This is a genomic window from Methanobrevibacter ruminantium M1, assembly GCF_000024185.1.
Classification (GTDB): domain Archaea; phylum Methanobacteriota; class Methanobacteria; order Methanobacteriales; family Methanobacteriaceae; genus Methanobrevibacter; species Methanobrevibacter ruminantium.
The window spans coordinates 1507958-1522038 of record NC_013790.1 but is presented as its reverse complement, the minus strand read 5'-3'; the positions used below and the strand labels follow the sequence as shown (position 1 = coordinate 1522038).

12 protein-coding genes are annotated in these 14081 nt (G+C 32.7%); 10 read left to right on the top strand and 2 right to left on the bottom strand.

From position 1 onward, the window contains the following. Nucleotides 1-146 precede the first annotated feature (146 nt). Nucleotides 147-2381 carry a zinc ribbon domain-containing protein gene (locus MRU_RS05770; protein WP_012955950.1) on the top strand — a complete coding sequence of 745 codons (2235 nt, stop codon included), beginning with the start codon at nt 147-149 and terminating at the stop codon, nt 2379-2381. A gap of 75 nt (nt 2382-2456) precedes the next feature. Continuing rightward, nucleotides 2457-3104 (top strand): hypothetical protein, encoded by a 648-nt coding sequence (locus tag MRU_RS05765; protein ID WP_012955949.1) that lies wholly within the window; start codon nt 2457-2459, stop codon nt 3102-3104. Between the two features lie 187 nt (nt 3105-3291). Here the strand turns inward: MRU_RS05765 and MRU_RS05760 are convergent, their stop codons facing one another. After that, entirely contained in the window at nt 3292-4578 is a 1287-nt protein-coding gene (locus tag MRU_RS05760; protein ID WP_012955948.1) for an O-acetylhomoserine aminocarboxypropyltransferase/cysteine synthase family protein, read from the bottom strand. 508 nt (nt 4579-5086) lie between these two features. Here MRU_RS05760 and MRU_RS05755 point away from each other — a divergent pair. The 3 genes from MRU_RS05755 (at nt 5087) to MRU_RS05745 (ending at nt 7378) form a co-directional block, all read left to right on the top strand. Beyond that, nucleotides 5087-5596: a zinc ribbon domain-containing protein gene (locus tag MRU_RS05755; protein ID WP_012955947.1), complete on the top strand. Its 510-nt coding sequence runs from the start codon at nt 5087-5089 to the stop codon at nt 5594-5596. A 78-nt stretch (nt 5597-5674) separates the two neighbouring features. Next, complete coding sequence (locus tag MRU_RS05750) at nt 5675-6127, top strand: hypothetical protein (protein WP_012955946.1); 453 nt, start codon at nt 5675-5677, stop codon at nt 6125-6127. Nucleotides 6128-6241: 114 nt separating this feature from the next. Further along, nucleotides 6242-7378 carry a toxic anion resistance protein gene (locus tag MRU_RS05745; RefSeq protein WP_012955945.1) on the top strand — a complete coding sequence of 379 codons (1137 nt, stop codon included), beginning with the start codon at nt 6242-6244 and terminating at the stop codon, nt 7376-7378. Between the two features lie 442 nt (nt 7379-7820). On the opposite strand, the gene MRU_RS05740 is transcribed toward MRU_RS05745, so the two are convergent. Further along, entirely contained in the window at nt 7821-8060 is a 240-nt protein-coding gene (locus MRU_RS05740; RefSeq protein WP_143714315.1) for a hypothetical protein, read from the bottom strand. A 421-nt stretch (nt 8061-8481) separates the two neighbouring features. On the opposite strand from MRU_RS05740, the gene MRU_RS11200 reads away from it, so the two are divergent. The 5 genes from MRU_RS11200 (at nt 8482) to MRU_RS05715 (ending at nt 13997) form a co-directional block, all read left to right on the top strand. Next, a complete protein-coding gene (locus MRU_RS11200; protein WP_012955943.1) occupies nt 8482-10293 on the top strand; it encodes an asparagine synthase-related protein in 1812 nt (603 codons plus the stop codon). Nucleotides 10294-10578: 285 nt separating this feature from the next. Further along, the gene (gene gatC / locus MRU_RS05730; RefSeq protein WP_012955942.1) at nt 10579-10794 is read left to right on the top strand and encodes an Asp-tRNA(Asn) amidotransferase subunit GatC; all 216 of its coding nucleotides are present in this window, start codon (nt 10579-10581) and stop codon (nt 10792-10794) included. Nucleotides 10795-10896: 102 nt separating this feature from the next. Then, on the top strand, nt 10897-11382 hold the full coding sequence (locus MRU_RS05725; protein WP_012955941.1) for an amino acid-binding protein: 486 nt from the start codon (nt 10897-10899) through the stop codon (nt 11380-11382). Between the two features lie 11 nt (nt 11383-11393). Next, a complete protein-coding gene (locus MRU_RS05720; protein ID WP_012955940.1) occupies nt 11394-12410 on the top strand; it encodes a homoserine dehydrogenase in 1017 nt (338 codons plus the stop codon). A gap of 378 nt (nt 12411-12788) precedes the next feature. Then, nucleotides 12789-13997 carry a cofactor-independent phosphoglycerate mutase gene (locus tag MRU_RS05715; RefSeq protein WP_012955939.1) on the top strand — a complete coding sequence of 403 codons (1209 nt, stop codon included), beginning with the start codon at nt 12789-12791 and terminating at the stop codon, nt 13995-13997. The last annotated feature ends 84 nt before the right edge of the window (nt 13998-14081 follow it).

Here is a 14081-nt window from a genome sequence, read left to right as displayed (position 1 = left end):
TATTTAACCCTTAACCTGGTTTTTAAAATTACCAAAATTTATTAGTTTTTAATATAAATATAAATATAAGAACTAAAAAAGTAACAACTAATTAGAAAAAAAATCTTATATTGAAAAATTATTAAAAATTATATAAAGGGGAAAATATGGAAGATGATAATTTAGAATTCAACGAGCTCTTGAATGACCTAGAGCCACATATTTTTAATTTTATTTTAGATAATCTCTCTGAAGTTCCATCCGATCTATCAAAAAAGGAACAGATAGAATTCATCACATCCAACTACAGCCAGGACACAATAGATGACCTGATAGACGAATACAATACATTTGAAATAGAGGCAACAGAAACTTTAGACTCTCTTGAAGATGATATCTTTGGTCTAGTTGCAATGGGCCTTGACGTTCCAGAGGACGACAAGGAGGAGCAGATTAGCTATATAATCACAAATTACTCCAAGGATAAGATAGAATACGCCATATATGAAGCTGAATTGAAAAGGGAAATCATAGCTGAACTGGAGGAATTGGATGATGAGTACTTCAATCTGATTGTTTGCCACTTCAACCTATCTGATGAGATTGGGGAAAGGGAAACCCTCATTAACTGCATTTTTGATAACTATTCAATAAGCCAAATGAAAACTGCAATTGAGATAGCAGATAAGAAGATGGTCTTCTATAATGATATGCTTGGATTTGATGATGACGTATTTTCATTCATATGCTTTAACTATTCCTCTCTAGACTATAATAACCTCAAGGCTTTGGAAAATAAAGAGAGCCGTAAGGATAAGGCATATTATCTTATTTCAAACTACTCTCCAACTGAGCTACACCAAAAGGCCAGTGAATTTTTTGCAAAGATAGACCTCTTCAACAGCCTGGACTCATTGGATGAGGTCTTATTTAGAATCCTTATAAAGAACATGAATGCATACAGCTTCTTTTTAGACCGCCTTGACATAATATATAACCTTATGATCAACTATTCAGACTATATCATTTATATTGAAATGGACAAGGCAAGGGAAAGCTTTAAGACCTATGATGAGCTTAGAAACCTGGAAGACATTAAGCTGCTGTTCCTTGCAAATTATCTCAATGCTCCAGAGGAAATGATAGAAAACTGGATAAAGGTCTCTGATTTTGACAATAATATCTTCAAGGACTATGACGTTAACCCAAAGAACCATATAATCAGCTTTTATATAGATGATGAAGAGGAAGAAAAAGAGGAAGAGCCTAAAGTAAAAAGAAACAATCTCTTTGGTATCAATTACTTTGACATAAATCCATTGGAATTGTCTCCAAAGGAAGAGATTGCCTATTATATCTATAAGAACAAGTCTGAGGAAGACATAATAGAAGGGCTTAATTCATTCCCTAATGTGATTGTGGACAGCGATGGCAATCTTGTAGAGGGCATGAATGATTCCATATCAAATTCTAATCTTAATAATCCTGCTGATAGTGATATTAATGATATAGATGATTCTGATAATAAAGAGAGTGATAATATTAGTTCTAATGATGATTCTACTGTAAAAGTAAATATTGAAGGAGCAGATGATGGAAAATCAGATGAAGTTGAAGTAAAAATTTCAGATGATGAAGATTCAGATTCTACTGAAAATTTAGATGAATCAGATAAAGATTCAAATTCTTCTGAAGACTTAGAAGAAACACAAGCTTCACAAGCACCTGAAAAAGATAGTTCACGTCCTGAAGTATCTAAAGAAGAATTTACAAAGATGCTAAATGAATTGGATGGGGACGTATTCAAGATTCTAACTAAAAAGCTAGCAATTGTAGAAAACAATAAGGTATCTATCATAGACCATATCGTATCTAACTACAACTACTACGAAATAGAAGATAGAATCAAGCTTATCTCATTTAAAAAGGACCACTATGTTCGTTTAGATGCCTTGGATGATGCCACATTCAACATATTCTTGAAAGAGTTTTCAACTGTTCCTAATTCATTCAATCGCTTTGAAAAGATAGACTATATCATAAACAACTATTCCTATGGCTATATAGAATCCAGATTGGAGATGGTTCTAGATGACATTAGAGAGATAAAAAGATCATTAGCCGATGATGATGTCTTCTTTGAGATAGCCACATACTTTAAATTGCCTCTCCATGCCACTAAGGAAGAGCAGATCGATCACCTTCTAATCAATTATGACTTGATTAGAGTTCGAAAAAGAATCGCTTTCTATGAGGGCAAGCTTCACGTAGAAGGCTTAATTAGGGGCATAGTTGATAAAAACAAGATAGAATGTCCTTATTGTGGTGCTAAGATTAGAAAAGATGCTAAATACTGTACCAATTGCGGTGAAAAGCTAAGCATTAACATTAATATTGATTAAATGGATTAATATAGATAAATAATTCTTAAAATTAAAATTATTTTTTAATTTATAAACATACTTGCAGGAGATAAAATGACAGATAATGAATTGAAACTGGAAACAAAGTGCTATGATGCCTGTGAATATGGCTACCTTTATGGATTGAATAAGAAGATACCTGATGAAGACTGGGAAAAGGTAAAGCCCTATATGAGAAAATGGAAAAGAATGGACTTTGTAGAAGGCAATATCAAGGTAACAGGAAGGCCTGAAGGATACAGGTGCCTGGAGGAAGATGTTGCCAAGGTTGAAGAGATACTTGGAATAACAAACACTCTTGCAAAAAGAAGGGCAAATATTGAAGAGAAAATGTCTGACCCTATAAAAAAGGTTCAGTTTAAGGACCAATGCTATAATTGGTTGAATATGCTATTTAAAAGCGGAACACAGCCAAAACAAGACCTGTCCAGACTTGCAATCCATTCAACAAAGATCTATGACCCTGCAGACAGCTTTAAAAACGGAGCAGAAGATGGCTATGGAGAGCTTTTCATCTATACCCCACATGGAATGTGGTATGTAATCAATAATGGAAGCGATGCTGCCAACAAGTCTTTAAATAATCTAGAAAGCAAGTTTGGAGGGGCCATTGGATATAGGTTGATGTATGCTGATACTGTAGATACCTTAATTAGAGTATATACAGAGGAAAATGAGTATACTGGGCCACAATTATATTAGATGACTTTATCATTATTATAAAAAAGAGAAAACTAATTTTTAAGTCATTATTTTTCTAATTAAAAAAAGAAAATTACTTTTTAAAGTCATTATTTATATAAAAAAAAGAAAATTATTTTTTAAAGAGGTTTTATCCTCTATTATTTATTTTTAAAAATCACTAGTTCTTAAATAGTCTTAAAACTATTCAACCGCTTTTTTTTAACGCCTGATCAATATCAGCAATGATATCTTCCACATTCTCAATTCCCACAGACATCCTAATAAAGTCTGGAGTCACTCCATTTGCTATTTGCTCTTCAGGGCTTAATGTGGAATGTGTTGTGGAAGCAGGATGCACAACCAATGTCTTAGCATCACATATGTTAGCAAGGTGGGATAATAGTTCAACGCTTTCAATAAACTTCTTGCCTTCCTCTATTCCTCCTTTTATTCCAAATCCAAGAACGCAGCCGAATTTGTCTCCTAAATACTTTTTAGCAATCTCATGGTTTGGATTGTCTTCAAGGCCAGGATAGTTGACCCATGATACAAGCTCATGATTGTCTAAGAACTTTGCAACTTCAAGGGCATTCTCTGTATGTTGCTTAACCCTAAGGGACATGGTTTCAAGTCCTTGAAGAAGTAGAAATGAGTTAAATGGGCTTATGCATGTACCAAGGTCTCTCATCATCTGAACACGTGCCTTTGTAATGTATGCTGCATTGCCGAATGCTTCAGTATAAATCAATCCATGATAGCTGTCATCAGGCTCTGTAAACTCTGGGGAACTTGCCGTTTGGTCCCAGTCGAAAGTTACCCTGAATCCAACAATTGTTCCTCCAAGGGAAGTTCCGTGTCCTCCAATGATCTTTGTAGCTGAATGGACTACAATGTCTGCTCCATGCTCTATTGGCTTTACCATGCCTATTGCAGAGGTATTGTCCACCATCAAAGGAATTCCATGCCTGTGTGCAATGTCCGCTAGAACTTCAAAGTCCGGAACATCCAGCTTAGGGTTTCCGATTGATTCGCAGTAAAGTGCCTTTGTATTCTCATTAATCGCATCCTCAAAGGCCTTGGTGTCTTGGGAATCTACAAAGTTTACCTTTATTCCAAACTTGCTTAAGGTATTTTTAAATAGGTTGAATGTTCCTCCGTAAAGGTTGTTTCCGGAAACTATCTCATCTCCGCATTGAGCGATGTTTAGTATTGCAAGGGTGATTGCTGCCATTCCGCTTGCTTGGGATAGTGCTCCCACGCCTCCTTCGATTGCTGCAACCCTCTTTTCAAAGACTTCATTGGTAGGGTTGTTAAGTCTTGTATAGATGTTTCCAGGCTCCTTAAGGGCAAATATGTTTGCTGCATATTCAGCGCTTTCAAATACATATGAGCTTGTCTGATAGATAGGCGCAGCCCTTGCGCCGGTAAAAGGATCTGCCTCTTCCTGACCTGCATGCACTTCTAAGGTTCTATCTCCATACTTTTTAGTCATATTCTATCTCCTAATCATTTTTATATCATTGTAAATTAATTATACTAAAATGTTTTATTTAATTTTGTATAACTAATATTATTATATTCCTTTTGATTAATAATCATAATTATTTGGACAATTGAATTAGGCATTAATAATCTTAATTATTTGACAGTTGAATCAATCATCCTTTTTATAATATTAGACTATTGAATCAAACATTGTATGATAAAAAAAACATTTGGCAATATTCTATTTTAACTTGTTCTTAAACTTTAATCACATTAAATAAATATGAATTTTTTTAAAAATTCTATAAAAATAAGCAATTTTTTATAAATTTTTAATTGTCCAAAAGTTTAAGGACATTAAAAAAACAAAAACTTTATATATAACAATATAAATACTATATGTATACAATGTTTTAAGGGGGTTGAAATTAGTAATTGAATCGCTAATTTTATAAGTTAAAGATTGTAATAAGCTATAAATCTAATCAAGAATATAATATTAGTAGTGGATATTTATGAAACGATATAATCATTGTATTTATTGTGGCTATAAATTACATAGCGATGATGTTTTCTGTCCCAATTGCGGGGTCAAGATCGGCTATGTGGACGATCAGTCCGTTTCCCTTCCCTTAAGCAAATACAAAGAGCAGGTATTAGAGCTAAGGGATGAATATGAAAAGAAGGAAAAGGAAGTGCTGAGTCTTGTAGAAAAACGTTTCGCACCGCCACAATTGACTTATCATAGATTTATAGGGGAAATTGATAATTGCAGGGTATTGTTCTTCAGGGAAGCTGAATCAATACTTGACATTATCAATCTGGTAACCGAACTTAGTCCAAAGATAGAAACTGAAATCAAGAAAAAGATAGACCTTCTAAAGAAAATCATAGATCAGATGAATGACCTGATCAATGAATTGATTATAAATATGGGGGATAAGGAAGAATCTGAAAATGAAGTTAAAATCGTTTTGGATGATATGAAAAATCTGATTGATTCTGTAAAGGATTATGACTTTTAGAGCTTTATATTGATTCTGTAAAGGATTATGACTTTTAAAACAGTTTTTTCTTTATTGAAGATTTTTTAACTTGGTAAAATGACTGAAGAGATAAAAAAGAAGATAAAGGACATGAACTTTGAGGGAGACTTTCAAAGTCTTGACTTATATAAGGAAGCCTTGTTTGATTTGAATCAGCAATTCTTCTCAAAAAAGGCAAAACTAAGCAATTTGATTGAAGAAAACTATCAATATACAAATTATAACTATGACAGGCTCTTGAATATTGTTTTCCATCTGGAAAAGATGTTCAATGAGGAATATAAGTCAATCCTATCAATAATACAGCTCTCATATAAGAACAATGTGGTGATAGATCAGCTACTGCAGAAGAAGTTTAAATCATTGATATCAATAATTGATAAGACAGATTCCTTATATGATGATTTGGTTCTTAATTTATCCCTTTCGGATTCAAATGAAAATCAAAGAAACATATCTGTTCTAGAAAGCATGGATTCTCTTATAGATTCTGTTAAATACTACAAATAATAAAAAAATAATTTAAATAAATAATATTTAGAAATTCAATAGAAAAAATAACAAAACACTTAAATTTTTAAAATAACTTTCATTTAATAATTATGCTATGTAAAAGGTGATGATATGGCTGAATTTAGTCTTGATGTAGAAGAAATTAAAGAAGAAGTTGAAAAAAGTTTCCAAGAAGAGGAAAAAACAATTCCTAATGACAAAATCAAGAAGCAAGCTGAGCAAAACGCTATCGCTATCTTTGAAGCAGACTTTGATGATGCAGCCCAAAGGGAAGGAATCATCAAGCCTTTAGACGACTTTGGTATAAATGCCATTAACCGTTCCTCTGCTAAAAACAGTCTTTTAAGCACACGCTTTAAAGAGATGTCCAAAGGAGGATCAGAAGCTGACAATGTAGGTGACAAGTTAGCTGACTTAAACCGTCAGGTCAAGGCTTTAGACCCAAGCAAAGTGGACTTCACCAGAACAGGATTCCTCGGAAACCTTTTCCATCCGGTGAGAAAATACTTTGACAGATACGAAAAGGCTGAAGTCGTTATTGGAAACATCATCGAATCCCTAGATAACAGTAGCAAGGTCTTGCAGAATGACAATACAACCCTCTTATCCGAGGAAACTTATCTTAGGGAATTGACCAAAAAGCTCATGACCGACATTGAGCTTGCAAAGGAAATGGACGAATCCATTGAGGTTCAAATCAGAAACGCTGAAATCCAAGGGGTTGACCAATACAAGATTGACTTTGTAAGGGAAGAGGTTTTATTCCCTCTCAGACAAAGAATAATGGACATGCAACAGATGATTGTTGTTAACCAGCAAGGTATCGTTTCCTTGAATGTAGTCAGAAGAAACAACAAGGAGCTTATCCGCGGTATCTCCCGTGCTAAAAACGTAACTGTAACCGCTCTTAGAACCGGTGTAATGGTTGCAAGCGCATTGTACAATCAAAAGATTGCAATGGATAAGATCAAGGTCCTAAATGAAACCACTGAAGACGTTATCGAATCCACTTCAAAGATCTTAAGGGAGCAAGGAAGTCAAATCCAAAAGACAGCTTCTGAAACCATGATCTCTCCTGAAGTATTGAAGACTTCATTCAATGAGGCATTAGCTGCAATTGAAGATGTAAGCAATTACAAACAGCAAGCTCTTCCAAAAATGCAAGAGACCATTATTGCATTTAATGAAATGGCTCAGGAAGGTCAAAAGGTCATTGATAAAATTGAAATCGGAAACAATACCCAATAATTATTCTGTTTCCTTTCTTTCTTTTTTAAAACCATTCAATTTTAATTTGACTTTATTTTTTTAATTTATTTTATTTTTTATTATACATCCATCTTTATTTTTTTATTAATTCTTATAAATTCACTTAATCATACACTTTAATCAATCCAATAACTTAACTGATTCAAGATTACTCATAATTATGATGCTATAATATTAGCATAGTTTTGAAAATAAGAATAAATGATAATTTGAGGATTGAATAAAAAGTAAATCTTGATTGTTTGATAAAAATATTCAAGAAGAGCTAAAAAAGAAAAATAAAAAATATTCTAGAAGAACTTAAAAAAATAATAAAAAGTATTTAAAAATAGCTTAAAAAAGAATAAAAAAAATAAAAAAAAGTTAAAATTAAAATCTGAATGATATAGTGAGTTAAAAAATTAAATAAAAAGGAATATGCTTATTCTCCCCTATTTATATCGATTGTGGTTCTTAAAGTATCATATAAACCAAAGATCCAAACGATAATATATGCCAAGTAACAACAGAAACCTGTATTGCTTATCTCAGCATCTAGAGGCATACCGAAGTAAAACCATAGTCCAATAAAAATCAATCCCAGAATAAAATATCCTAGGAACTTTTTAACTACACCGTCATACGCTAAACCTAAACCTGGAATGAAAAAAGAAAGAATCATTGCAAGGTATATATTTTTCTTTGCCATTTTTGTACACCTATAAAATTTAAAAATAATTTTAATATTACAGAAATATTTTCGTATACCTAAAAAATATTTATGTATACCTAAATATTTAATCCTCTTTATTTATATACCTTTTGATAAAATGGTGGTATTTAACTAATGTTTTTATAAAAATAGGATAATTAAGTTTGAATATTGATTAATTATAAAAAGAATTAAAATAAAAATAATAAATGAAATCTATTAGGGATAAAAATTTCAATATTAAATCTTTAATATTGATTCCTATTGAACAAAAATTATCATAATTTTAATTAAAAGTAGGTGTAATTAAAATAGAACTTAATAAAAGATAATAAATTAAATTAGTAATTAAATCAAAATAATAAAAATAAAATAAATAATTGGTGAATTTATGTGCGGCTGTATAGGTCTGGTAGGAAATTTTAATAAAGAATTACTATTTTCTATGATGGAATCTACTAAACATAGGGGAATGGATTCAAGCGGATATTATTTATACAATAAGGGTTCATCTGAATCACTCTATGAAAATAATTTCATTTTAGATAATAGAAAATCTTTCAATGAATCATCTATGGAAGATAATGATTCCAATCAATGTTCTACAATAGGCCTTGGACATAATCTATTGTCCATATTTAATCTAATCAATGAAAAAAGAGAAATAACAGACAATATCAATGAAAACAGACAGCCGATCATATTGGATAATCTTGTATTCATATTCAATGGAGAGATATATAATTTCAATAAGCTTGAAAGCTTTCTAAAGGAAAACAATGAAAATTATGTAAAGTCCAAAAGTGACAGTCAACTATTGGCTAATTTGATTCAATATTATTATAAAGAGACAAATTCAGGCAATCAGGAAAATCCTCTTTTAGAATCTGTAAAAGAAGTCGTAGGTCAATTGGATGGAGACTATGCGTTTGCAATATATGATAAGGATAATGATGATTTGGCCATATCAAGAGATTCCATTGGAGTAAAGCCTTTATTTTATGCTGTAACTGATAATCTGAAAGGATTTGCATCTGAAAGGAAAGCACTTTGGAAGGCTGGATTTGAAGATAGTGACATAAAGGATTTAAAGCCAGGATCCATTCTATACAACTTTGAAGAAATTGATTTAGATGATGATTTGATAAATGAAATCATAAATACTGACTTTAAATTGCTTAAATCTTCATTTGATGACTATAAATCCTATTTGGACACTAAAGATACCTATGATGTTTATAAAGAGCTCTTGGCTGATGATATATATGAGGCAGTTGAAAAGCGTGTTGAAAACATAGTAGATATAGGCCTTATATTCTCTGGAGGAGTTGACAGTACTATTTTAGCGGTCATTCTAAAGAGCATTGCAGAAAAAAGGCAAAAGCAAATTGATTCAGTTAATAATAAATCTTCAGATTTGGATAACGTGTTTTTAAATGGTTTGGGGGAAACTAGCAATCCATCAAATAATTCACTAGAAAATAGCAAATCATCAAATGACTTTTCAGAAAATGTTAAGCCATTAAACATAAGGCTATATGCAGTAGGACTTGAAAACTCACAGGATATCGAATTCAGCAAAAGGGTTGCCAAAGATTTAGATTTAGACTTAAAGACAATAATTATAGATGAAGATACAATCAGAAAGAGCGTTCCAGATGTGCTGACTGCCATAGAAGACCCAAACATCATGAAGCTTGGCGTTGGAATGACCATATACCTTGCAACTAAGGCAATCCATGAAGATAATATAAAGGTAGCTCTATCTGGACAGGGTGCAGATGAGCTCTTTGGTGGATATAACAGATATCTGAAACATTTTGATAATCACACTCTATTTGATGCATATTTTGACTTGGATGAAGAGATATATCATGACATTGCAAACATATATCACGTCAATCTTGAAAGGGATGATGCAGTTGCAATGGCCAATGGGGTAGAACTAAGGGTTCCGTTTTTAGATAAGGATGTAATTAGCCTTGCATTGGATATTCCAGGGAAATTCAAGATAAAAGATGGTGATGACCTTCTTAGAAAGCATATATTAAGGGACTTGGCTAAGGACATTGGAGTGGCTGAATATATTGCAGACAGACCTAAGAAGGCTGCTCAATACGGCTCTGGCATAAATAAGATTCTAAAAAAGAAAGTTTTGAGAAGCTTTAACATTGAAGAGTTTGTAGAATCCTTAAAACATTAGAGTCAAATCAATTATTCCTATTGTTTGTTTTAATCTAATCTTCACTAAAAATAAGTTCTTTTATTCTAATCTTCACTAAGAAGATGTTCTTTTATTCTAATTTTCACTAAAAATATTGATTTTGATAAAAAAAATTCTAAAAAAGTATATTAATATTGATTAATAAATAGTATTATAGTATAAACTTTTAAATTATTTAATGGATTTTTAAAAAGATATAAAAAATTAATTAAATGGAAGAATAATTAATTTAAAGGTTTTTTAAAAACTTATTGGAGAATTTTTATGGCAATTGAAAAAGATGCAGAAAAAATATTAGAAGAATTTTCAAAAACCTTGGATCAAGTTCCAGAATTGGAAGGAACTTATTATATTACAGATAACCTTAATCTTAATCGTGAAGATGAATCTGAAGAAAAGGACGCTAGTAAAATTGTCAGAAATGCTAGAACTGACAAAGATGGTAATGTTATTGTAAAAAGAGCAGATTGGACTGGTTAAACGGTTGAGATTAGTTAATGTTAGTTATATTATTCTAAATTAATTCTAATAAATTAGATGAAGTTATTCTAAATTAATTGTAAACATAAAGAGGGATATATTATGAGAATGAACTTAATTCTTGAAATATTGGATGTTCCTGGACAATTGGTTTCCATATTAGGCCCTATTGGTGAGCTTGGAGCTAATCTGGTAACCATTGTACACAAAAGAGAGATAAGAACTGAAGAAGGCAAAGTGCCTGTTCAAATAGCTCTTGAAGGAGAAAGGGAAAACCTTCAAGCAGTTGTTGATAAATTTAAGGAGATGGGAGTAAACCTTATAGAAGTGGATGATACAATCAAGAAGGAAAAGCTAAGCACTATCCTTTACGGACATATCATAGACACTGACTTAAGAGACACCGTCGATAAGATCAACGCTGTGGAAGGACTTGTCGTAAGTGATTTACAATTAAAATTAGATGGCGAACTCAAATCAACTGCACTGCTTACAATCGAGCTTGATTTAGGAAAAAGGGAAATAGCCTATGATAAGGTTATGGAAATTGCTAAAGAGAAGGACTTTTTAGTGATTGATGAGGTCTAAGGAGGAATATTATGGATGAATGTAAACTTGTATTAATCGGTTTTGGCGCTGTAGGCCAAGGTGTTGCACGTGCAATATCCATGAAAAAGGAAATGATCAATGAGAAGTTTGGCATAAGCCTAAAAGTAGTTGCAGCTGGTGATTCATCCAGCTCTGCAATATGCCAAGACGGTTTGGATGAGGAATTGCTCCTTAAGACTAAAGAGGAAACTGGCAAATTAGCAAACTATCCTGAATATGGAAGCGACATCTCTGGAATTGACATTTTAGATGCAGTTGACTATGACGTACTCATTGAAGCAACTCCAACCAATATTGTAGATGCAGAGCCTGCAAAATCCTTGACATTGAAGGCATTTGCAGATGGAAAGGATGTTGTAACCTCAAATAAGGGACACCTTGCACTTTTCTATAAGGAAATAATTGAAGCTAAGGAAAAGGCAGGAGTCGACTTTAAGTTTGAAGCCTCAGTCGGCGGAGCCATGCCTATAATCAACCTATGTCAGGAAACATTGGCAAGCTGTGGAATCAGCTCAATAAAAGGAATTTTAAACGGTACAACCAATTATATCCTTTCAAGAATGACAACAGAAGGCATGACCTATGAGAATACCTTAGCAGAGTCCCAACAATTAGGTATTGCTGAAACTGACCCTACACAAGACGTAGAGGGTATTGATGCAGCATGTAAGGTAGTAATCTTGGCTAATTCTGTTTTAGGAATCGATGCAACCTATGATGATGTTGAAGTTAGGGGAATATCAGATGTTTCATTAGAGGCAATCAATCTGGCCAAGGAAGAAGGCTATTATGTCAAGTTGATTGGTGAAGTGTCCAGAAAACAATTGAAGGTATCTCCAAGACTTGTTAAGAAAAACAGTCCATTTGCAATAGACGGTACCTTGAACCTTGCAAACATTACAACAGACCTTGCAGATGACATCACTGTAATGGGTAAAGGTGCAGGTTCCTTGGAAACCGCTTCAGCCATGCTTACAGATTTGATTAATATTATAAAGAATAAGTAATTATTCTTTATTCTTACTTTTTTTAAGAATTAATTTTAAATTGATTTAAAAGTTTATTATAGTTTATTTTAGATAAATAAATAAAATTATTACTCTTTTTTAATTAAATATTATTTTAAGAGTTAATTTGATAAACTTTTTACACTTAACTAAAGAAGATTTAATCAATCAAAATAAGATTATAAAGATTATATTCAAATTCAACAACAGAACGATTAAAAAGATTTTATTCAATATATCAACAGCAAAAAATTATAAGTTTTTATTCAATAATACAAGATTATTATAATGATTTATTCAAAAATCAACAACAAACAACTGATTATAAGGATTTTATTCAATATATCAACAGGAATTTAAGAAAATAGGAGTTTTATAATGAAATATGTTATTGTTATAGAAGATGGTGCTAGTGATTATCCTATAGAAGAGATAGATGGAAAAACTCCACTTAAGGTAGCAGAAAAGCCTGCATTGGATAGAATAGCTAGAGAAGGACGTACAGGCCTTATTCAAAATGTGCCAGAAAGCCTTCCTCCAGGCTCTGATGTGGCTAACATGAGCATATTCGGCTATGATCCATTGCTATACTACACAGGCAGAGGACCATTGGAAGCTGCAAGCATGGGAGTTGAAACCAAAGATGGAGATGTGGTCTTCCGCTGCAATACAATCACAGAACGTGACGGCCTTATGGCAAGCTCAAATGCAGGACATATATCCTCTGAGGAAGCTGCAGAACTTATGGAGTACTTAAATGAATACTTCAATGACAAGTATCCTGGCTTTAAAGGCAAGTTCTATCCTGGAGTAAGCTACAGACACTTATTTGTATACAATGATAAGGAAAATGCAGAAAAGCTAGCTAAATTGGACATGGTTCCTCCACATGACTTTGTTGGAGAGACAATCGCTGATAAGATAGAGTTTGATTCCTTTGCAGATGAAGTTAAGTCAATAATGCTGGAATCAAAGGAAGCCCTAGAAAACCATCCGGTAAACCTTAAGAGAATTGAAGAAGGAAAAGAGCCTTCCAATATGGTTTGGTTCTGGGGTCAAGGAACAATGCCTGCAATGCCAAGCATGAAAGAAGTTTATGGCCTAAAGGGAGCTGTAATAACTGGCGTTGACCTAATTAAAGGATTAGGCGTATGTTCAGGATGCACTAACCTAGATGTTCCAGGAGCAACTGCATTCTTTGATACTGATTATAATGCCAAAGGAGAATATGCAATTGATGCCTTAAAGGATAATGACATTGTATTTGTTCATATAGAAGCACCTGATGAGGCAGGCCATGCTAAAAACCTAGAGGAAAAGGTCAGAGGCATTGAAAATATTGATAAACATATATTAGCCCCTCTACTTGAGGCACTTCCAGAATATGGTGACTTTAAGATAGCTGTTTTGCCGGATCATCCTACTCCAATAGATGTTGGAACCCACACAAGAGATATGGTCCCTATTGCCATCTATTCAACTGTAGATGAGCCAGATGATGTCCAAGTCTATGATGAGGACAGTGTTAAAGAGGGTTCTCTTGGTGAATTGACAGGGTGTAATCTCTTAAAATTGCTATTGGAATAATTATTTTAATATAAATAATTATTCTTTTTCTTATTTTAATGTTTAAAGCTTTTATTTTTGTTTTATGGTTTAAAAAATCAATAT

Coding starts and splice junctions, on each gene's coding strand:
- MRU_RS05770 (WP_012955950.1), top strand. CDS start 147: ATGGAAGATGATAATTTAGAATTCAACGAGCTCTTGAATGACCTAGAG.
- MRU_RS05765 (WP_012955949.1), top strand. CDS start 2,457: ATGACAGATAATGAATTGAAACTGGAAACAAAGTGCTATGATGCCTGT.
- MRU_RS05760 (WP_012955948.1), bottom strand. CDS start 4,578: ATGACTAAAAAGTATGGAGATAGAACCTTAGAAGTGCATGCAGGTCAG.
- MRU_RS05755 (WP_012955947.1), top strand. CDS start 5,087: ATGAAACGATATAATCATTGTATTTATTGTGGCTATAAATTACATAGC.
- MRU_RS05750 (WP_012955946.1), top strand. CDS start 5,675: ATGACTGAAGAGATAAAAAAGAAGATAAAGGACATGAACTTTGAGGGA.
- MRU_RS05745 (WP_012955945.1), top strand. CDS start 6,242: ATGGCTGAATTTAGTCTTGATGTAGAAGAAATTAAAGAAGAAGTTGAA.
- MRU_RS05740 (WP_143714315.1), bottom strand. CDS start 8,060: ATGATTCTTTCTTTTTTCATTCCAGGTTTAGGTTTAGCGTATGACGGT.
- MRU_RS11200 (WP_012955943.1), top strand. CDS start 8,482: ATGTGCGGCTGTATAGGTCTGGTAGGAAATTTTAATAAAGAATTACTA.
- gatC (WP_012955942.1), top strand. CDS start 10,579: ATGGCAATTGAAAAAGATGCAGAAAAAATATTAGAAGAATTTTCAAAA.
- MRU_RS05725 (WP_012955941.1), top strand. CDS start 10,897: ATGAGAATGAACTTAATTCTTGAAATATTGGATGTTCCTGGACAATTG.
- MRU_RS05720 (WP_012955940.1), top strand. CDS start 11,394: ATGGATGAATGTAAACTTGTATTAATCGGTTTTGGCGCTGTAGGCCAA.
- MRU_RS05715 (WP_012955939.1), top strand. CDS start 12,789: ATGAAATATGTTATTGTTATAGAAGATGGTGCTAGTGATTATCCTATA.